The sequence below is a fragment of the Ideonella aquatica genome (assembly GCF_018069755.1).
GTDB lineage: Bacteria > Pseudomonadota > Gammaproteobacteria > Burkholderiales > Burkholderiaceae_C > Ideonella > Ideonella aquatica.
On the sequence record NZ_JAGQDE010000002.1, the window covers coordinates 250,794 to 268,356 of the forward strand.

At 69.9% G+C, this 17,563-nt stretch carries 21 protein-coding genes; 10 read left to right on the plus strand and 11 right to left on the minus strand.

The annotated features are described in order from the left end of the window. Positions 1–13 precede the first annotated feature (13 nt). Entirely contained in the window at positions 14–706 is a 693-nt protein-coding gene (locus KAK06_RS03315; RefSeq protein WP_210800380.1) for a GNAT family N-acetyltransferase, read from the minus strand. Between the two features lie 302 nt (positions 707–1,008). Between KAK06_RS03315 and rplM the strand changes: the two genes are divergently transcribed. From rplM to erpA, 5 genes are all read left to right on the plus strand, one after another. Beyond that, the gene (rplM, locus tag KAK06_RS03320; RefSeq protein ID WP_210800381.1) at positions 1,009–1,437 is read left to right on the plus strand and encodes a 50S ribosomal protein L13; all 429 of its coding nucleotides are present in this window, start codon (positions 1,009–1,011) and stop codon (positions 1,435–1,437) included. Positions 1,438–1,448: 11 nt separating this feature from the next. Next, entirely contained in the window at positions 1,449–1,841 is a 393-nt protein-coding gene (gene rpsI / locus KAK06_RS03325; RefSeq protein WP_210800382.1) for a 30S ribosomal protein S9, read from the plus strand. Positions 1,842–1,919: 78 nt separating this feature from the next. After that, entirely contained in the window at positions 1,920–2,636 is a 717-nt protein-coding gene (locus KAK06_RS03330; protein ID WP_210800383.1) for a DUF6776 family protein, read from the plus strand. A gap of 31 nt (positions 2,637–2,667) precedes the next feature. Continuing rightward, positions 2,668–3,069: a bactofilin family protein gene (locus KAK06_RS03335; RefSeq protein WP_210800384.1), complete on the plus strand. Its 402-nt coding sequence runs from the start codon at positions 2,668–2,670 to the stop codon at positions 3,067–3,069. Between the two features lie 28 nt (positions 3,070–3,097). Continuing rightward, the gene (erpA, locus tag KAK06_RS03340) at positions 3,098–3,472 is read left to right on the plus strand and encodes an iron-sulfur cluster insertion protein ErpA (RefSeq protein WP_210800385.1); all 375 of its coding nucleotides are present in this window, start codon (positions 3,098–3,100) and stop codon (positions 3,470–3,472) included. 33 nt (positions 3,473–3,505) lie between these two features. Here erpA and KAK06_RS03345 read toward each other — a convergent pair whose 3' ends face one another. Genes KAK06_RS03345 through KAK06_RS03355 form a run of 3 tightly spaced genes read right to left on the minus strand, consistent with a single transcriptional unit; the run spans position 3,506 to position 7,336 of the window. Continuing rightward, positions 3,506–4,792, minus strand: coding sequence for a PQQ-dependent sugar dehydrogenase (locus KAK06_RS03345; RefSeq protein WP_210800386.1), 1,287 nt, complete (start codon positions 4,790–4,792; stop codon positions 3,506–3,508). A gap of 48 nt (positions 4,793–4,840) precedes the next feature. Beyond that, positions 4,841–5,944, minus strand: coding sequence for an anhydro-N-acetylmuramic acid kinase (locus tag KAK06_RS03350; RefSeq protein WP_210800387.1), 1,104 nt, complete (start codon positions 5,942–5,944; stop codon positions 4,841–4,843). Positions 5,945–5,956: 12 nt separating this feature from the next. Further along, a complete protein-coding gene (locus KAK06_RS03355; protein ID WP_210800388.1) occupies positions 5,957–7,336 on the minus strand; it encodes a M23 family metallopeptidase in 1,380 nt (459 codons plus the stop codon). Positions 7,337–7,536: 200 nt separating this feature from the next. Here KAK06_RS03355 and tyrS point away from each other — a divergent pair, with 200 nt between their 5' ends. Together tyrS and KAK06_RS03365 are read left to right on the plus strand one after the other, a co-directional pair. Further along, the gene (gene tyrS / locus KAK06_RS03360) at positions 7,537–8,763 is read left to right on the plus strand and encodes a tyrosine--tRNA ligase (RefSeq protein ID WP_210800389.1); all 1,227 of its coding nucleotides are present in this window, start codon (positions 7,537–7,539) and stop codon (positions 8,761–8,763) included. 23 nt (positions 8,764–8,786) lie between these two features. Further along, on the plus strand, positions 8,787–9,227 hold the full coding sequence (locus tag KAK06_RS03365) for an FKBP-type peptidyl-prolyl cis-trans isomerase (RefSeq protein ID WP_210800390.1): 441 nt from the start codon (positions 8,787–8,789) through the stop codon (positions 9,225–9,227). Here the strand turns inward: KAK06_RS03365 and KAK06_RS03370 are convergent, their stop codons facing one another. Then, complete coding sequence (locus KAK06_RS03370) at positions 9,228–10,187, minus strand: PA2778 family cysteine peptidase (protein ID WP_210800391.1); 960 nt, start codon at positions 10,185–10,187, stop codon at positions 9,228–9,230. It abuts the gene before it with no gap. A gap of 13 nt (positions 10,188–10,200) precedes the next feature. Then, complete coding sequence (locus tag KAK06_RS03375; RefSeq protein WP_210800392.1) at positions 10,201–10,608, minus strand: PA2779 family protein; 408 nt, start codon at positions 10,606–10,608, stop codon at positions 10,201–10,203. Between the two features lie 86 nt (positions 10,609–10,694). Between KAK06_RS03375 and KAK06_RS03380 the strand changes: the two genes are divergently transcribed. Both KAK06_RS03380 and dtd read left to right on the plus strand, forming a co-directional pair. Next, positions 10,695–11,585, plus strand: a complete 891-nt coding sequence (locus KAK06_RS03380; RefSeq protein ID WP_210800393.1) for a cation diffusion facilitator family transporter — start codon at positions 10,695–10,697, stop codon at positions 11,583–11,585. Beyond that, positions 11,582–12,040: a D-aminoacyl-tRNA deacylase gene (dtd, locus tag KAK06_RS03385; protein ID WP_210800394.1), complete on the plus strand. Its 459-nt coding sequence runs from the start codon at positions 11,582–11,584 to the stop codon at positions 12,038–12,040. The genes KAK06_RS03380 and dtd overlap by 4 nt, the downstream gene beginning before the upstream one ends. A gap of 59 nt (positions 12,041–12,099) precedes the next feature. Here dtd and KAK06_RS03390 read toward each other — a convergent pair whose 3' ends face one another. Next, positions 12,100–13,077 carry a tripartite tricarboxylate transporter substrate-binding protein gene (locus tag KAK06_RS03390; RefSeq protein WP_210800395.1) on the minus strand — a complete coding sequence of 326 codons (978 nt, stop codon included), beginning with the start codon at positions 13,075–13,077 and terminating at the stop codon, positions 12,100–12,102. Between the two features lie 109 nt (positions 13,078–13,186). Between KAK06_RS03390 and KAK06_RS03395 the strand changes: the two genes are divergently transcribed. Continuing rightward, a complete protein-coding gene (locus tag KAK06_RS03395) occupies positions 13,187–13,543 on the plus strand; it encodes a cupin domain-containing protein (RefSeq protein WP_210800396.1) in 357 nt (118 codons plus the stop codon). 195 nt (positions 13,544–13,738) lie between these two features. Here KAK06_RS03395 and KAK06_RS03400 read toward each other — a convergent pair whose 3' ends face one another. From KAK06_RS03400 to KAK06_RS03415, 4 genes are all read right to left on the minus strand, one after another. Further along, entirely contained in the window at positions 13,739–15,013 is a 1,275-nt protein-coding gene (locus tag KAK06_RS03400) for a phenylacetate--CoA ligase family protein (protein WP_210800397.1), read from the minus strand. Next, entirely contained in the window at positions 15,006–15,311 is a 306-nt protein-coding gene (locus KAK06_RS03405) for a hypothetical protein (RefSeq protein ID WP_210800398.1), read from the minus strand. The genes KAK06_RS03400 and KAK06_RS03405 overlap by 8 nt, the downstream gene beginning before the upstream one ends. Next, on the minus strand, positions 15,308–16,114 hold the full coding sequence (locus KAK06_RS03410; protein WP_210800399.1) for an ABC transporter ATP-binding protein: 807 nt from the start codon (positions 16,112–16,114) through the stop codon (positions 15,308–15,310). Before KAK06_RS03410 ends, KAK06_RS03405 begins: the two co-directional genes overlap by 4 nt. Before the next feature lie 102 nt (positions 16,115–16,216). Then, positions 16,217–17,548, minus strand: a complete 1,332-nt coding sequence (locus tag KAK06_RS03415; protein ID WP_210800400.1) for an ABC transporter substrate-binding protein — start codon at positions 17,546–17,548, stop codon at positions 16,217–16,219. Between the last annotated feature and the right edge of the window lie 15 nt (positions 17,549–17,563).

Sequence of the window (17,563 nt, forward strand, 5' to 3'; positions counted from 1 at the left end):
CGCTCGACACGGCCTATTCGATGGTGCTGCGGCGCACGCGGCCGATGCCGTCCTTGACCTCCTGGATCAGGCCCAGCAGCGAGTCGACATGGCGGGCGCCCTGCTTCAGGCCGTAGTCGAGCTCGGCCGCCTGTTCCTCGATCAGCTCTTCGAAGTGCGAGCCCACGGTCTCGGAGGGCAGTTTCAGGCGGGCCTCGGCCTCGCCGCCCTCGCGCTCCAGCGTGGCGCCAGCGTTGCGGGCAATGCGCAGCATCGCGGTGTTCTCGCTCAGCGCGTGGATGACCATGGTCTCGATGTGGCGGTTGCGCGAATGCAGCACCGCGTGGTCGAAAAGCCGGGCGCCATAGCCGCGGCCACGGGCCTGTGGCGAGACCGACACACCGAACTCGGCCATCGGCTGCTCGCCGGGCACGTCGGGCAGGAAGGCCAGGTGGGCCATGGCGATCAGCTCCAGGCGGCGGTTGAAGATGCCGAAGACCTCGTCGCGGCGGAAATCCAGCAGGTCGACATAGCGGCCGATCTGCGCGTCATTGGCGGCATAGCCGAAGCGCAGGTAGCGGTCGTGCGGCTCCAGGCCCAGCAGGTGCGTCAGCACGCGCGGCCGCTGCCGCTCGGACAACGAGCGGATGGGCACCCAACGGAAGTTGGGGGCATGGGCCTCTGGCGGGGTGGCCGGCTCGGGCGGGGGAAACACGGGGTCGCTCATGTGGGGCGCTCCGGTGACTAAGGGATAACCCGCACTGTACACAGATCCATCTCTTCTTGGTGAGGATCAGACCCGGTGTTTTCGGTCAGATGACCGCCTGGTGTGGTTCCGGCGTCTGTGTTATGATCCGCGGCTTCGCCCGTTTTCGGCTGGGGTGAGCTTTACAACTGCGGTGCCTTGAGTGGTGGTTGCAGGGGTAAAGGCCGGTGCCACACCGGGGGGCCTGAGAGGCTGCAACAAGCAGCACCGATGGTGCCCGGAGCCCGGTTCACAGCCGTTTTTTCTCACTCAAGAGATCCCTCATGAAGACCTTCAGCGCCAAGCCGGCCGAGGTGACGCACGAGTGGTTTGTGATTGACGCCACCGATAAGGTGCTCGGACGTGTCGCCAGCGAAGTGGCACTCCGTCTGCGCGGCAAGCACAAGGCCATTTACACGCCTCACGTCGATACCGGTGACTTCATCGTCATCGTCAACGCCGACAAGCTCCGTGTCACCGGCAACAAGGCCAACGACAAGATCTACTACCGTCACTCGGGCTTCCCCGGCGGCATCTACGCCACGAAGTTCAAGGACATGCAAGCCAAGCACCCCGGCCGCGCGCTGGAAAAGGCGGTCAAGGGCATGCTGCCCAAGGGCCCGCTCGGCTACGCCATGATCAAGAAGCTGAAGGTGTACGCCGGTGCCGAGCACCCGCACGCCGCCCAGGCCCCCAAGGCCCTGGAAATCTGAGGAGCGGTTGAATGATCGGTAACTGGAACTATGGCACCGGCCGTCGCAAGTCGTCGGTCGCCCGGGTCTTCCTGAAGAAGGGCACCGGCCAGATCGTCGTCAACGGCAAGCCCGTCGACAAGTACTTCGGCCGTCAGACCTCCATCATGGTCGTCCGTCAGCCGCTGGTGCTGACCGAGAACGGCGAAGCCTTCGACGTGCAGGTCAATGTGCACGGCGGCGGTGAATCGGGCCAGGCTGGCGCGGTGCGCCACGGCATCACCCGCGCCCTGATCGACTATGACGCGGCCCTGAAGCCGGTGCTGAGCCACGCTGGCTACGTCACCCGCGACGCCCGCGAGGTCGAGCGCAAGAAGGTCGGTCTGCACGGCGCGCGTCGCCGCAAGCAGTTCAGCAAGCGCTGATCGACACCCGACACTTCGGGTATCCACGGAAGGCCGCCGCAAGCGGCCTTTCGCGTCTTCGGGCCACACTGCCGCACCATGCGCTGGAAGCTACTTCGCCGCCGCTTCTCGATCTCCGCGCCGCGGATGATCGTGCGCAGCCACCTGCCCTGGCCACTGCGCTGGGCGGTGGCGGCGCTGGCGCTGGGCTTCTCGGCGGCCATTGCGCTGTGGGCCTTCGAGTTTGGCAAGGACCTGGCAGGCCTGGACAAGGACGCCAAGGTCGAGCTGCAGCACCTGCGCGCCGAGGTGCGGGCGCTGCGCGACGACAAGGACAAGGCCCAGTCGATCGCCAACACCGCCGAAAGCCTGCTCAAGGCCGAGAAGGTTGCGCAGGAGCGGCTGGCGACGCAGTTGCGCCAGGTCGAGGCCGACAACCTGCAGCTCAAGGCCGACCTGGGCTTTTTCGAGCGACTGCTGCCGGCCGCCGGCCAGAACGGCGATGCGCCGCAGGTGCGGGCCTTTCAGGTCGAGGCCGACGGGCCCGGCAAGCTGCACTACCAGGTGCTGGTGATGAGCCCCACCCGCGTGGCGGCGCCCAGTGACGGGCGCTACGAGCTGACGCTGTCGGGCACCCAGGACGGCAAGCCCTGGACCCAGCCCATGCCCGGTGGGCCGCAGCCTTTCCAGCTGCGCCAGTACCTGCGCCTGGAGGGCCATCTGGACCATCCGCCTGCGGCGGTGGTAAAACTCGTGCAGCTGCGGGTGCTGGACGCCCGCGGCGCCGTGCTGGCCAGCCAGTCGGCTCGCCTGTGACAACAACGTTGGGAACCTGGAGAACACCGCCATGTGGTTCAGCCGCAAGAAGCAACCCCCGATCCGCAGCCTGATCGGCGAGGGCACCGCCGTGCACGGCGAACTGCGATTCAGCGAAGGTCTGCGCGTCGATGGCGAGGTCATCGGCGACGTCATTGCCGCCGGTGACGGTGCCAGCCTGGTGGTGATCTCCGAGAATGCCCGCATCATGGGCAAGGTGATCGCCGGCCATGTGATCATCAATGGCGAAGTGCACGGCCCGGTGTCCTCAAGCGAGCTGCTGGAGCTTCAGCCCAAGGCACGCATCGTCGGCGATGTGCACTACCACGCGCTGGAGATGCACCAGGGCGCCAAGATCGACGGCGAACTGCGCCACGCCAGCGCCACCGACGACAAGCCGACGCTCAAGCTGGCGGCGTCGAACGACCACTGATTTCCTCTTTGCCCCAAAGGACCGCTCCATGAACGCCGTGACCGAGAACCTGGCCCCCGCCGTCGGCGAGATGCCCGCCCCGCTGGTCTTCACCGACAGTGCCGCCGCCAAGGTGGCCGATCTGGTCGCCGAGGAAGGCAACCCCGAGCTGAAGCTGCGCGTCTTCGTGCAGGGTGGCGGCTGCTCGGGTTTCCAGTACGGCTTCACCTTCGACGAGGTCGTCAACGAGGACGACACGCAGATGAGCAAGAACGGCGTGACGCTGCTGATCGATGCGATGAGCCTGCAGTACCTGGTCGGCGCCGAGATCGACTACAAGGAAGACCTGCAGGGCGCGCAGTTCGTGATCCGCAATCCGAACGCCACCACCACCTGCGGCTGCGGCTCGAGCTTCTCGGTCTGACCCACAGGGCGCCCAAGGCGCGCGCCCTGTGGCTCAGGGCGTGCTGTCCTTGGCGCTGTAGCTCACGCGGTAGAGGGCTCCGGCCAGGTCATCACTGATCAGCAAGGAGCCGTCCTTCAACGGCGCCACATCCACTGGGCGGCCACGGTAGCTGCCGCTCTCGTCCAGCCAGCCGTGCGCGAACACCCGGCTCGGGCCGGCGCTGCCATCGGGCTGGATCGGCACGAAGTTGATCAGTGCGCCGCTGGGCTGGCTGCGGTTCCAGGAACCATGGGCCGCCACGAAGATGCCGCCGCGGTAGGGCGGCGGGAACATCGTGCCGGTATAGAAGCTCATGCCCAACTGGGCCTGGTGCGCCGGAAATTCCACCTGGGGCCGCGTCCATTGGGCGGGCGGTGCCAGCCCCTTCAGATCGGGCGCCACCGCCGTGCCGGCGATCTGGACATCCTTGCCGTGTACGAAGGGATAGCCGAAGTGCTCGCCCCCGCTGCGGGTGACGCGGTTGAGTTCGCCCGGTGGCGTGTCGTCACCCATGCGATCGGTCTGGTTGTCGGTGAACCACAGGGTTCCGTCGGTCGGGTGGAGGTCCAGGCCCACGGAGTTGCGCACGCCCACCGCCACCACCTCGCGGGCTGAGCCATCCATCGCGTTCATCGCAATGATGCCGCCGATGCCCAGTCGTTCGTACAGCGCCACCTTGCCCCGGGGCTGCACGTTGTAGGGCTGACCCAGCGTGATGTAGAGCCGGCCACCCGGACTGACGCGGCAGGTGCGGGCGCCATGGTTGGGGCTTTCCTCATCCTCCGGCACCAGGCCGCCCTGGGCCACCACCGGAATCGCCGTGGTGTCCGACCGCTCCAGGAAGCGATCGGCCGCGGGGAAACGCAGCACGCGGTTGAGTTCGACCACCACCAGGCCACCGTCGCGGGTACGGCAGACACCATTGGGCAGCCTGAACCGCAGGCTGGGCGCGAAGGGCCGGACCTGATCTGCCATGCGCTGGCCCTCGCGCGCGGTCACCGCCCAGACGGTGGCTTGGCGGGTCCCGACGAACAGCACGCCGTCGCCGGGTGACGGGGCCAGATGCCGGGCGCCGGGCACCACGGCGTACAACTCGATGCGGAAGCCCGGGGGCAGCTTGATGCGACGCAGGGACTCGCGGATCGCGTCGGCCTGCGGGCCGGTCTGCGCCACCGATGGCACACCCGGATCCGTGCTGGGAACCATGATCGGCTGGCCCTGTGCTTGCGCACCGACCGGCAGCGTCAAGGCGCCCAGCAGCGTAGTGGCCCAGGCGGCGTGGCGGGGGCAGGCGGGCATGAGGTGCTCCTCGGCGATCGGGGTGATCGCAGCGGTCCAGGAAGGGGGTCAGGCAGGATACAGCGCGCCCAATACCCTTGGCCCGCGCGCGCCGGTGACCGCCGGCAGGTTGGCCGGCCGGCCCTGCAGGTGCGCTGCGGCCAGCCAGGCGAAGGCGGTGGCCTCGACCTGCATCGGTGGCAGGCCCTCGTCGGCCGTGCTGCGCACGCTCAGGCCGGGCAACAGGTGCGCCAGGCGCCGCATCAGATCGGCATTGAGCGCGCCGCCGCCGCACACCAGCAGCTCGCGGCTGGCCGGCGCGTGGCGCTGCAGCGCCTCGGCGGCGGCGCGGGCGGTGAACTCGGCCAGTGTGGCCTGCACATCCTGCGGCGGCACGCTGGCGGTGCCCTGCAGCCGCTGCGCCAGCCAGTCGGCGTGGAACAGGTCGCGGCCGGTGCTCTTGGGCGGCGCGGCGGCCAGGAAGGGCTCGGCCATCAGCCTCTGCAGCAACGGGGCGTGGACCTGGCCACCCGCGGCCCACTGGCCATCGGCGTCGAAGTCCTGGCCGCGGTGGCGCTGCACCCACAGGTCGAGCAGCGCATTGCCGGGCCCGCAGTCGAAGCCCGCGACGGCGCCGCCGCCCGCCGGCAGCAGCGTCAGGTTGCCGATGCCGCCCAGGTTCAGGACGGCGCGCGCGCGATCAGGTCGGCCAAAGACCTGGGCATGGAAGGCCGGCACGAGCGGCGCGCCCTGGCCACCGGCCGCCACATCGCGGCTGCGGAAATCGGCCACCACGGCAATGCCGCAGCGCTCGGCCAGCAGGGCTGGCTGGTTGAGCTGCCAGGTGTAGCCGCAGCCGTCGAACGCGCCGGGACGGTGGCGCACCGTCTGGCCATGCGAGCCCACGGCCTGCACATCGGTGGCGCTGAGGCCGCTGCGCTGCAGCAGCTCGGCCACCACCTCGGCCTGCGCCATCGCCAGCGCGTTGGCGGCCAGCGCGCCGCGGTGCAGCTCGTCGGCGCCGGGGGTGTTCAGCGCCAGCAGCTCGGCGCGCAGCGCGGCGGGCATGGGCCGGTGGACATGGGCCTCGACCCGCAGGCCGGGATCGAGCACAGCCAGCACGCCGTCGATGCCGTCGAGCGAGGTGCCCGACATCAGACCGATGCAGCGCATCGGTTCAGCCCATCACTCGACCTGGCCGGGGTGGCCGTCGATGCGCGTGGCCAGCGCCAACTGGTGCGACACCTCTTGCGCGATGCTGGCGAATCGGCCGCGCTGGGACGGGTCGAGCTCGATGACCTCCGAGGCCTTGGCGATGATCTGCGGGTCCTGGTGCTTGCCGCCGACCAGGAACTCGAAGTGCAGGTGCGGCCCGGTGGCCCAGCCGGTGGCGCCCACGGCACCCAGGCGGTCACCCTGGCCAACGCGCTGGCCCTTGCGCACATCCAAGCGGCTGAGGTGGGCGTAGACCGTCTCGCGGCCCCCCGAGTGCTGGATGCGCACCACATTGCCGTAGCCGTTCTGCCAGCCGCTGAAGACCACGCTGCCGTCGCCGACGCTGCGCACCGGTGTGCCGGTGGGGGCGCCGTAATCGGTGCCCAGGTGCGCGCGCCAGGTCTTGTGGATCGGGTGGAAGCGCATCGCGAAACCCGAGGTCACGCGCGAGAAGGCCAGCGGGCTGGACAGGAAGGCGCGCCGCTTGCTTTGGCCGTTGAGGTCATAGTAGCCGCCGCGGCCCTCGCCGAACCAGGCGGCCTGGTAGGTCTTGCCGTTGTTGACGAACTCGGCGGCCAGCAGCCGGCCGTTGCCCCAGGGCACCGGCTCGCCGTCGGCACTGAGCGACTCGTAGATCAGGCTGAAGCGGTCGCCCTTGCGCAGTTCGCGGCGGAAGTCGATGTCGGTGGAGAAAACCTCGGCCATCTGCACCGCGACGCCGTCGGGGATGTTGGCCTCGTCGGTGGCGGCGAACAGTGAGCTGTCGATGTGGCCGCTGGCCAGGCGCGGCAGGCGCTCCAGCGGGCGCTGCTCCGCACGGCTGCTGAAGCTGTCGCCCTGGCGGGTGATCTCGAAGCGGTGGAAGGACTGCGGCACCGGCGAATCGGCCTCATCCACCGGGAAGCGCGCCACCAGCGACAGCAGCCGGCCCTGGGCATCGACCTGGGCCTGCACCAGCTTGCCGGGCCGGCCTTCAATGATGCGGCGGGCCAAGGCGTCGCTGCGCATCCACTGTGCGGCGGCGGCGTCTTCCACGCCCAGGCGGCGCAGCAGGCTGTCGGCGGTGTCGCTGGCGCGGGTGACCTCGCCGCGCGAAAGCTGCAGGCGCAGGCCGGCCAGGGCCTCGAGCTGGCCGTCCAAGCTGGGCGGCACGATCGGCTCAAGCAGCAGGCGCTGCGGCAGCTGCGCGGCGTCGGGGGCCAGCGGCGCGATGCCGAAGGCGGTGACACCGAAGCCGGCCAGACCCAGCAGCGTGCTCAGGGCCAGGCCGCGGTGGTGGGTGCGCGTCCAGCGGCCCAGGCGGGCCAGCAGGTCGGCGGCAAATTCAGGCAAAGCGGTTCCCAGCGGCATGGATCTTGGAGGTCTGAGGTGCCGCCGGGGCGGCAGGGTCGGCGCAGGCCGGCCCTTAGAATCACGGCGCTGCTCGGGGGCGGTGCCCGCAGCGTGGCTGCAGGCAGGCGCCACGGGTCTGACCCGTCAGCCCGGCAGAGTTCCCCGATTCTACCGACCCCCACGATCGTGGGGATTGTCGTGATCCCTTGGTGTTTGCGATGCCTCAGTCTTCTGTCTCCCCCGCCAGCGAGCGCGTGCTCGACGCACTGGCCGTCAGCCGCCGCGGCTGCGCCGAACTGCTGCCCGAGGCCGATTGGCTGAAGAAGCTGCAACGGTCGGAGGCCAGCGGCCAGCCGCTGCGCATCAAGCTGGGCCTGGACCCCACCGCGCCCGACATCCACCTGGGCCACACGGTGGTGCTCAACAAGATGCGCCAGCTGCAGGACCTGGGCCACCAGGTGATCTTTCTGATTGGCGACTTCACCTCGATGATCGGTGACCCCTCGGGCCGCAACGCCACCCGCCCGCCGCTGACGCGCGAGCAGATCGAGGCCAACGCCAAGACTTACTACGCCCAGGCCAGCCTGGTGCTGGACCCGGCCAGAACCGAGATCCGCTACAACAGCGAGTGGAGCGATCCGCTGGGCGCGCGCGGCATGATCGAGCTGGCCGCCAGGTACACCGTGGCGCGCATGCTCGAGCGCGACGACTTCACCAAGCGCTTCCAGAGCAACACGCCGATCTCGGTGCACGAGCTGCTCTACCCGCTGATGCAGGGCTACGACTCGGTGGCGCTCAAGAGCGACCTGGAGCTGGGTGGCACCGACCAGAAGTTCAACCTGCTGGTCGGCCGCGCGCTGCAAAGCGAGTACGGCCAGGAGCCGCAGTGCATCCTGACCATGCCGCTGCTCGAGGGCCTGGACGGCATCGAGAAGATGTCCAAGTCCAAGAACAACTACGTGGGCATCACCGAGCCGGCCAACACCATGTTCGCCAAGATCCTGTCGATCAGCGACGAGCAGATGTGGAAGTGGTTCACGCTGCTGTCCTTCCGCCACGAGCGCGAGATCGAGGCGCTGAAGGCCGGGGTCGCCGCGGGCCGCAACCCCAAGGACGCCAAGGTGTTGCTGGCCAAGGAGATCACCGCGCGCTTCCACAGCGCCGCGGCGGCCGACGCGGCCGAGCAGGACTTCAACAACCGCGCCAAGGGCGGCATTCCCGACGAGATCCCCGAGGTGTCGCTGGCCGGCGCCCCGATGGCGATCGGCGCGCTGCTCAAGGCCGCCAACCTGGTGCCCAGCACCAGCGAGGGGCTGCGCATGGTCGAGCAGGGCGGTGTGCGCATCGACGGTGCCGTCATCAGCGACCGCGGCCTGAAGGTCGACGCCGGCACCGTGGTGCTGCAGGTCGGCAAGCGCAAGTTCGCCCGTGTGACACTGTCGTGATCCGTTGGACCAGGAGCCCCCTGATGAAGTCTCTCGCCGCCACCCTGCTGGCCCTCACCCTGTTCGGCGCCGCCCAGGCCCAGGACGCCAACCCGGCCCTGGCCGCCGCGGCCAAGGAGCCGGGTGCCAAGACCACCGCCAGCGGCCTGGTGTTCCGCAGCCTGAAGGACGGCACCGGCGGCAGCCCGGTGGCGGCCGACACCGTGCGCGTGCACTACCGCGGCACGCTGACCGACGGCAAGGAGTTCGACAGCTCCTACAGCCGCGGCCAGCCCGCCGAGTTCCCGCTGGGCCGCGTGATCCCCTGCTGGACCGAGGGCCTGCAACTGATGAAGACCGGTGGCAAGGCCAAGCTGACCTGCCCCTCGGCGATCGCCTATGGCGGCCGGGCGATCGGCGACATCATTCCCCCGAACTCGACCCTGGTGTTCGAGGTCGAGCTGCTGGGCATCGCCAAGCGCTGATCAGGGCAGGGGCGTGGCGGCGCGCAGCGTCGCCTCGGTCTCGCCCAGCCACTGCGGCTCGGCCGCGCGGGCGCGCTGCATGGCACGTGTGGCCGCCTGATAGGCGCCGCTGGCGTCGCCGCGCGCCAGGCGCAGCTGGGCCAGGTTGTTCCAGGCCACGGCACTGTCGCCCTGGGCCAGCCAGGCCAGCAGCACGGCCTCGGCCTCGGGCCCGCGGCCGGCCTCGGTCAGCGCCTGGGCCCAGCCCACGGTGATGGACAGCCGCTGCGGCCAGCGGGCCGCCGCCGAGGCCCAGGCGCTGACCCGTGCGGCGGTCGGCGCGGGGGCCCGGTCCAAACCCAGCAGCGCGGCCATGGCCGGCGCTTCGTCCACCTGGGGCGGCCACTGGCCCGGCGGCAGCACCGCCAGGGCCCAGTGGCCGCTGCGCGCCCAGGTGGCCTCCAAGGGAACCAGGTCCCACTGTGCGTGGGCCTGGGTGCCGCTGTGCAGGCGCACGGTGCCGGCGTCCAGGTCGTAGCCGGTCAGCAGCACATAGTGCCAGCGCGGCCAGATCGGCAGCGACAGGTTCAGCAGCAGCGCGGCCGGGTGGCCCTGGGCCACCAGCGCCAGCACCGCGTCCAGCCGCGGCGGCAGTTCCACCGCCAGCATCGCGTGGCGGCGCGGGGCGGCCCGCATCTCGGCCTGCAGGCTGCCGGCGCGGCTGGGCAGGTAGACCTGCGCCTGCAGGACAGGCAGCGGCACCGGCTGCCCGGCCGCGGCCAGCGCGGCGGCCAGCACGGCGGGACCGCACAGCTCGTCGTCGCCAGCCACGAAGGGGGTGTCGGCCAGCCAGTGGCGGCGCGGCAGAGCCGGCGGCGACTGCGCGCGCAGTGCCGCCCCCATGGGTGGCGGCGCTAGCGCCGCGCAGCCGCTCAGCGCCGGTGCCAGCAGGCCGGCGGCCAGCGCATCCCGCCGGTGCATCCCGCTCGGCGTCTCAGCGCACCGAGCGCGTGAACGGGAAGACCTTGGTCAGGCCCAGGATGTCGGTGACCAGCAGCAGCACGAAGATGAAGACCAGCACACCGACCAGATCGCTGGCGCCGGCGGGGGCGCTGTCGATCGTGCGGGCGAGTTGCTGGGCCTCGGCATCGCTCAGCGCGGCCACGCGGGCGCGGGCCTGGTCAAGGTCGACGCCGCGGGCCTGCAGGCCGGCCTGCACATCGGCGCGGGCCAGCGAGGCGTCGATCAGTGCGCGGGCGTCGGCGGCCGGGCGCAGCGCCAGGCCTTCGTCAACGGCCACCGCCTCGGCGGCGATGCCGGCGGCCTGGGCGGGCTGCATGAAGCCGGCGAAGCTGAGGCTGGAGGCCAGCAGCAGGGTGAAGGTGCGGTGAGCGAAGCGCATGGTGTGTATCAGAGTCAGAGGACCGCTCGATGTTACGAATTTCGCCAAGCCCCTTGTGACGACCTGTTGCGGGCGACAATCGCGGCATGCAAGTGAGTTCTTACCTGCGCCTGTCGGTCGTGGCGGCGCTGGCCACCATCGCGCTGAAAGCCGGCGCCTGGTGGCTGACCGGCTCGGTCAGCCTGTTGTCCGATGCGCTGGAGTCGCTGGTCAATCTGGCCGGCGCCACGTTCGCGCTGGCGATGGTGACGATCGCCGCGCAGCCGGCCGACGAAGACCACCCCTATGGCCACCACAAGGCCGAGTACTTCTCCAGCGGCTTCGAGGGCGTGCTGATCCTGGGCGCCGCCGTCGGCATCATGCTGGCCGCGCTGGACCGCTGGCTGCACCCGCAGCCGCTGGAGCGGCTGGACTGGGGCCTGGCACTGTCGGTGGCCAGCTCGGTCATCAACGGCGCGCTGGCCTGGAGCATGCTGCGCGCCGCCCGCGAACACCACTCGATCGCCCTGGAGGGCGATGCGCGGCACCTGATCACCGACGTCTGGACCTCGGTGGGCGTGGTGATCGGCCTGATTGCGGTGCAACTGACCGGCTGGCTGTGGCTGGACCCGCTGGCCGCCTTGCTGGTGGCGCTGAACATCGTGCGCGAGGGGGTGTCATTGGTGCGCCGCTCGGCCGACGGCCTGATGGACCGCGCGCTGGAGCCCGAGCACCAGGCCGCGATCCACGCGGTGCTGAAGGACTTCGACCACGCCACCATCCGCTTCGACCACCTGACCACGCGCCGCGCTGGCGCGCGCCGGTTTGCCGACCTGCACATGCACATGCCGGCCAGCTGGACACTGCAGCGCGCGGCCGCGCTGCGCGCGTCGGTGGAGCAGGCGCTGATGAGCGCGGTGCCGGGCCTGCGCGCCACGATCCAGCTGCTGCCGATGGACGTGGAAGCCCACTTCGACGATCCCAAGGACCTGCTGTGATCGCCGTGCTGCAGCGCGTGCGCGAGGCGCACGTGGCGGTGGGCGGCCAGGTGGTGGGCGCGATCGGGCCGGGCCTGCTGGTCCTGGTCTGTGCCGAGCCGGCCGACACGCCGGCCACCGCCGCGAAGATGCTGGACAAGTGGCTCAAGCTGCGCATCTTCAGCGACGCCGCCGGCAAGATGAACCGCAGCCTGCAGGACCTGGACGGCGCCGGCACGCCAGGTGGCCTGCTGCTGGTGTCGCAGTTCACGCTGGCCGCCGACACGGCGGGCGGCAACCGCCCCAGCTTCAGTGGCGCGGCGCCGGCGGCGCAGGGCCGCGCCCTCTACGACGCCCTGGTGGCGCTGGCCCGCGAGCGCCACACCGGCCTGGTGGCCACCGGCGAGTTTGGCGCCGACATGCAGGTGCACCTCGTCAACGACGGACCGGTGACCATCCCGATGCGCCTGGCCTGAACGACAACGGGCGCCCGAAGGCGCCCGCTGGCTGGAGGTTCGAGGTCCTCAGCAGGTGATCAATCCGCGTACTGACCCGCGGCCTTGATGGCGGTGCCGAGCTTGGTGATCTCGGCCTCGACGAACTTCTTGTGTTCGGCCGGGTTGACGCGCGCGTCGGTCACCACCACCGCCCCCAGCGCCTCTTCGCGCTTGATGAACTCGGGGTCCTTCAGTGCGGTCTTGAGGGCGGCGTTGAGCTTGTCCAGCACCGGCTTGGGCGTGCCTTTGGGGGCGTACATCGCGTGCCAGATCGTGACGTTGAAGCCCTTCAGGCCCGACTCGTCCAGCGTGGGCAGCTTGGCCAGCGCTGGCGAGGTGAGGTGCTTGAGCGTGCTGACCGCGTAGGCCTTGACCTTGCCGCTTTCGATCTGGCTGGTGGTGTTGGTGGTCTGGTCGCACATGATGTCGACCTGGCCGCCCAGCAGGTCGGTCATGGCCGGGGCGGTGCCCTTGTAGGGCACGGTGGTCATGTCGACCTTGATCGCCTGCTGGAACATCAGGCCGCACAGGTGCGAGGCCGAGCCCAGACCGGCGTTGGCCAGGTTGATCTTGCCCTTGTTGGCGTCGATCCACTTGGCCAGCTCGGCGTAGTTGGCGGCCGGCAGCGTGGGACGGCCGATCAGGGTCATCGGCACCTCGTTGATCATGCCGAGGTACTCGAAGTCGTCCAGGGTCTTGTACTGCAGCTGGCGGTAAAGCGACGGCGAAGTGGCCATGCCCACGTGGTGCAGCAGGATGGTGTAGCCATCCGGGGCCGCCTTGGCCACCTTGGTGGCGCCCAGCGTGCCGCCGGCACCGCCGACGTTCTCGATCACGATGGTGCCACCCAGCGGCTTGCGCAGCGCTTCGGCCAGGTCGCGCGCCACCTTGTCGGTCGGGCCGCCAGCCGCAAAGGGCACGACGATGGTGACCGGCTTCTCGGGGTACTCGGCCAGGGCCGGCAGGGCCAGCGCGGCCAGCGCGGTGGCGGCAAGGGTTTTCAGGCGCAGATTCATGCGGTGTCTCCTGGGTGCATGACAAGGGGTGGGCGGATGGTAGGGGGGCTGGAAGGGGGCGCCATGTGGGGAACTACGTAATCCCTGCCGCCCACGTCACAATCGGCGCATGAGCCGCAGCATCCGATTCGACCTGCCCGCCACCGCCCCGGAGGTCGACCACCCGCGCGAGGAGCGCCGGGAACAGGGCAACCCCGAACGACACACCTGGACCCTCTATGAGCCGCCCGGCCACGGCCTGGCGGCTGGCATCTGGGACTGCGAGCCGGGCCGCTGGCGCATCGTCTTCGGCCCGAACGAGCACGAGTACTTCGTGGTCCTGTCCGGCCGCGTGCGCGTGCATGACGCGCAGGGTGGCTTCACCGAGGCCGGGCCTGGCGAGGCCATCGTCATCCCGCCGGGCTTCGAGGGTAGTTTCGAGGTGCTTGAGAAAGTTCGCAAACACTTCGTGATCGTCGATCGCTAAGTGCCCAACGCCGGGGCTCACGCCGCGCGGGCCAGCGCGCGGCCGCTCCGGAGCGGCCCGCGCACCCCCTCGGGGGGTGGTGCCCGGTACGCCGGGCACCGGGGGCTCACGCCGCGCGGGCCAGCGCGCGGCCGCTCCGGAGCGGCCCGCGCACCCCCTCGGGGGGTGGTGCCCGGTACGCCGGGCGCCGGGGGCTCACTTGTACGAGCGCGCGTCCTCGATCACCTTGCCGTCGTTGGGCAGGGCGCCGGGGGCCAGCAGCTGCACCTCGCTGCGCAGCTTGGTGACGTCGCGCACGGTGTCGGCGATGGCCGCGGCCAAGCCCTCGGGCGTGCCGGGCACTTCCACCTTCAGCGTCATGCGGTCGCTGGCCATCTCGCCCTCGACCACCAGGCGGGCGCGCAGCACCTCGGGGTGGCGGCGCAGCACCTGGGCCACCTGGCTGGGGTGGACGAACATGCCGCGGACCTTGGCGGTCTGGTCGGCGCGGCCCATCCAGCCCTTGATGCGGCCGTTGGTGCGGCCCGTGGGGCAGGGACCGGGCAGCATGGCCGACAGGTCGCCGGTGCCAAAGCGCACCAGCGGGTAGTCGGGGTTCAGCGTGGTGACCACCAGCTCGCCGACCTCGCCCTCGGGCACCGGGTCGCCGGTGCCGGGGCGCACGATCTCGACGATCACGCCTTCGTCGATCACCAGGCCCTCGCGCGCGGCGGTCTCATAGGCGATCAGGCCCAGGTCGGCAGTGGCATAGCACTGGTATCCGGTGATGCCGCGCTCGGCCAGCCAGTCGCGCAGCGAGGGCGGGAAGGCCTCGCCCGAGACCATGGCCTTGGTGATCGACGAGATGTCGGTGCCGGTCTCGGCGGCCTTCTCGACCAGGATCTTCAGAAAGCTGGGCGTGCCGATGTAGCCGTGGGGCTTCAGCTCGGCCACGGCCTGCAGTTGCAGCTCGGTGTTGCCCACACCGCCGGCAAAGGTGGTGCAGCCGATCGCGTGCGCGCCGGTCTCCATCATCGAGCCGGCCGGGGTGAGGTGGTAGCTGAAGCTGCAGTGCGCCAGGTCACCGGCGCGGAAGCCCGCCGACCAGATCGCGCGGGCCATGCGCCAGTAGTCGGCCGCGGTGCCCTCGGGTTCATAGATGGGGCCGGGCGACTGGAACACCCGGCGCGCGCCCTGGGCGGCGCGCAGGCCGCGCCAGCCGATGGCCGAGAAGCCACCAAACGGGTCCCATTGCGCGGCGTCGGCGCGGCGCGCCTGCTGGGTCTCGAGCAGCTCATGCTTGCGCGTCACTGGCAGCGCAGCCAGGGCGGCGCGGCTGTTCACGCCGGCGGCATCCACGCCGGCCAGCAACTCGCCCATGGTCTGGCTGCCGTCGCGGGCGCGGGCCACCACGCGCGGCAGCGCGGCCATCAGCGCGGCCTCGCGCTCGGCCGGGTCGCGTGCTTCCAGGGCATCGTAGAAATCACTCATCGCTGTCGCTCCAGCTGGCCAGGTTTTTCTTCACCAGCGCGACAAAGTCGCGCACCTGGGCGCTGTCCTTCAGCGCCTTGCTTGTCCATTCGGGGCTGCTGCGCGAGGGCCGCTTGACGATGGCCACCTGCAGCAGCGCGCCGTCCACCGTGGCCCGCGCAATCGCGCTGCCGCGCCGCTCGAAGCGGCCTTCGCGCTCGGTCAGACCCAGGGCTTGCAGGTCGCGGCGCAGCCGCTGCAAGGCTTCGTCGGGTTTGAAGGCCGGCAGCGCGAAGCCCCAATCCTCGTCACCGCTCATGCCAGCCAGCGCTTGCGGCGCTTGTAGCTCTTGACGTCCTTGAAGCTCTTGCGGTCGCCGCCTCCCATGCCCAGGTAGAACTCCTTGACGTCCTCGTTCTCGCGCAGGGCCTTGGCCTCGCCGTCCATCACCACGCGGCCGTTCTCCAGGATGTAGCCGTAGTCGGCATAGCGCAGCGCGATGTTGGTGTTCTGCTCGGCCAGCAGGAAGGTGACCTTCTCCTTGGTGTTGAGGTCCTTGACGATCTCGAACACCTCCTCAACGATCTGCGGCGCCAGGCCCATGCTGGGCTCATCGAGCAGCACCATCTTCGGGTTGGCCATCAGCGCGCGGCCGATGGCACACATCTGCTGCTCACCGCCCGAGGTGTAGGCGGCCTGGCTGCTGCGGCGCGTCTTCAGGCGCGGGAAATAGGCATAGACCTTTTCCAGCGTCTGCGCCACCGCTGCCTTGCCGTCCTGGCGGGTGTAGGCGCCGGTCATCAAGTTCTCTTCGATGGTCAGGTGGGCAAAGCAATGCCGGCCCTCCATCACCTGGATCACGCCGCGGTCGACCATCTGGGCGGGCGAGAGCTTCTCGATGCGCTCGCCGCGCAGCTCGATGCTGCCCTTGGTCACCTCGCCACGCTCACCGGCCAGCAGGTTGCTGACCGCGCGCAGCGTGGTGGTCTTGCCGGCGCCGTTGCCGCCCAGCAAGGCCACCACCTGACCCTCGGGGACCTGCAGGCTCACGCCCTTGAGCACCAGGATCACATGGTTGTAGATGACCTCGATGCCATTGACGTTCAGAAGGATGTTGCTCATCGCGGGGTCCTTGTTGGCTCATTCAAGCGCCGCGCGCGGCGCTTGAATGAGGCCCCTGCCCGCAGGCAGGGGGTAAGGCGGCGCGAGCCGCCTCGGGGGTGATCAGCTCTGGCAATCCGCGGCGTCGCGGCGGCTGAGCTTCTTCTCGGCGGCGTACTTGTCGGCGGCCTGCTTGACCAACGGCTTGATCAGCGCCTCGTCGGCCTGCAGCCAATCGGAGGTGAACCTCCAGGCCTTGCCGTCCCACTGGTGCATGCGGGCCCAGTTGGCGCCCTGGTGGTCGGCGCAGGAGGTCGAGATCGGGCGCAGCACGTTGGCAAAGCCCAGGCCGTCGAGCTTCTTCTGGTCGAGTGCCAGGTTCTCCAGGCCCCAGCGCACCTGCTCGCCGGTCATGACCTTGCCCTTGCCGTAGCGGTCCTGGCCGCGGCGCACACCCTCGACCGCCAACATGGCGTGGACCACACCGCGCATGTACAGCACGCTGCCCACTTCATCCTTCGGGCCGGTGCCCTGGCCCTTGCCATGGACCTGGGCCAGGATCTCCTGCACCACCTTGGAGTTCGGCTCGGCGCCATGCTGCATGGTGATCGCGTTGTAGCCCTTGGCGCCGTCGCCGACGTCCTTGACATCCGGCTCGGCACCGGCCCACCACACGCCGTACATCTTGTCGCGCGGGTAGCCGGTGGCCACGGCTTCCTTCAGGGCGGCCGAGTTCATCACGCCCCAGCCCCACAGCAGCACGTAGTCGGGGCGCTGCTGGCGGATCTGCAGCCAGGTGGCCTTCTGCTCAACGCCCGGGTGGGTCACCGGCAGCAGCTGCACCTCGAAGCCGTGCATCTTGCCGCGCTCCTGCAGCAGCGGGATCGGCTCCTTGCCGTAGGGGCTGTCGTGGTAGACCAGGGCGATCTTCTTGCCCTTGAGCTTGTCGGCGCCGCCCTCGCGCTTGGCCAGTTGCTGGACCAGCACGTCGGCCGCGGTCCAGTAGGTGCCCAGCAGCGGGAAGTTCCACTTGAAGACATTGCCGTCGGCCGACTCGCTGCGGCCATAGCCGGCGGTGATCAGCGGGATCTTGTCGACCGGGGCCTTCTCGGTCAGCGCGAAGGTGATGCCGGTGGACAGCGGCTGGAACACCGAGGCGCCCTTGCCCTTCAGGCGCTCATAGCACTCCACGCCCTTGTCGGTGGCGTAGCCGGTCTCGCATTCCTCGAAGGTGACCTTGACGCCGTTGATGCCGCCGCGGGCATTGGTGAGCTTCAGGTAGTCGACATAGCCGTTCGCCCAGGGCACACCGTTGGGCGCGTAGGCGCCGGTGCGGTAGACCAGCACCGGGAAGAACTGCTCCTTGGCCTGGGCGAACGCCGGCGAGGTGGCGAGGGCCGAGAAGCCGGCCGATGCGATCAGCGCGGCCTGGGCCAGGGTCTTGAACTTCAACATGTTGTCTGCCTCCAG

What these genes read in the sequence shown, in the direction of transcription:
- KAK06_RS03315 (WP_210800380.1), bottom strand. Translation starts at nt 706, where the DNA reads ATGAGCGACCCCGTGTTTCCCCCGCCCGAGCCGGCCACCCCGCCAGAG.
- rplM (WP_210800381.1), top strand. Translation starts at nt 1,009, where the DNA reads ATGAAGACCTTCAGCGCCAAGCCGGCCGAGGTGACGCACGAGTGGTTT.
- rpsI (WP_210800382.1), top strand. Translation starts at nt 1,449, where the DNA reads ATGATCGGTAACTGGAACTATGGCACCGGCCGTCGCAAGTCGTCGGTC.
- KAK06_RS03330 (WP_210800383.1), top strand. Translation starts at nt 1,920, where the DNA reads ATGCGCTGGAAGCTACTTCGCCGCCGCTTCTCGATCTCCGCGCCGCGG.
- KAK06_RS03335 (WP_210800384.1), top strand. Translation starts at nt 2,668, where the DNA reads ATGTGGTTCAGCCGCAAGAAGCAACCCCCGATCCGCAGCCTGATCGGC.
- erpA (WP_210800385.1), top strand. Translation starts at nt 3,098, where the DNA reads ATGAACGCCGTGACCGAGAACCTGGCCCCCGCCGTCGGCGAGATGCCC.
- KAK06_RS03345 (WP_210800386.1), bottom strand. Translation starts at nt 4,792, where the DNA reads ATGCCCGCCTGCCCCCGCCACGCCGCCTGGGCCACTACGCTGCTGGGC.
- KAK06_RS03350 (WP_210800387.1), bottom strand. Translation starts at nt 5,944, where the DNA reads ATGCGCTGCATCGGTCTGATGTCGGGCACCTCGCTCGACGGCATCGAC.
- KAK06_RS03355 (WP_210800388.1), bottom strand. Translation starts at nt 7,336, where the DNA reads ATGCCGCTGGGAACCGCTTTGCCTGAATTTGCCGCCGACCTGCTGGCC.
- tyrS (WP_210800389.1), top strand. Translation starts at nt 7,537, where the DNA reads ATGCCTCAGTCTTCTGTCTCCCCCGCCAGCGAGCGCGTGCTCGACGCA.
- KAK06_RS03365 (WP_210800390.1), top strand. Translation starts at nt 8,787, where the DNA reads ATGAAGTCTCTCGCCGCCACCCTGCTGGCCCTCACCCTGTTCGGCGCC.
- KAK06_RS03370 (WP_210800391.1), bottom strand. Translation starts at nt 10,187, where the DNA reads ATGCACCGGCGGGATGCGCTGGCCGCCGGCCTGCTGGCACCGGCGCTG.
- KAK06_RS03375 (WP_210800392.1), bottom strand. Translation starts at nt 10,608, where the DNA reads ATGCGCTTCGCTCACCGCACCTTCACCCTGCTGCTGGCCTCCAGCCTC.
- KAK06_RS03380 (WP_210800393.1), top strand. Translation starts at nt 10,695, where the DNA reads ATGCAAGTGAGTTCTTACCTGCGCCTGTCGGTCGTGGCGGCGCTGGCC.
- KAK06_RS03390 (WP_210800395.1), bottom strand. Translation starts at nt 13,077, where the DNA reads ATGAATCTGCGCCTGAAAACCCTTGCCGCCACCGCGCTGGCCGCGCTG.
- KAK06_RS03395 (WP_210800396.1), top strand. Translation starts at nt 13,187, where the DNA reads ATGAGCCGCAGCATCCGATTCGACCTGCCCGCCACCGCCCCGGAGGTC.
- KAK06_RS03400 (WP_210800397.1), bottom strand. Translation starts at nt 15,013, where the DNA reads ATGAGTGATTTCTACGATGCCCTGGAAGCACGCGACCCGGCCGAGCGC.
- KAK06_RS03405 (WP_210800398.1), bottom strand. Translation starts at nt 15,311, where the DNA reads ATGAGCGGTGACGAGGATTGGGGCTTCGCGCTGCCGGCCTTCAAACCC.
- KAK06_RS03410 (WP_210800399.1), bottom strand. Translation starts at nt 16,114, where the DNA reads ATGAGCAACATCCTTCTGAACGTCAATGGCATCGAGGTCATCTACAAC.
- KAK06_RS03415 (WP_210800400.1), bottom strand. Translation starts at nt 17,548, where the DNA reads ATGTTGAAGTTCAAGACCCTGGCCCAGGCCGCGCTGATCGCATCGGCC.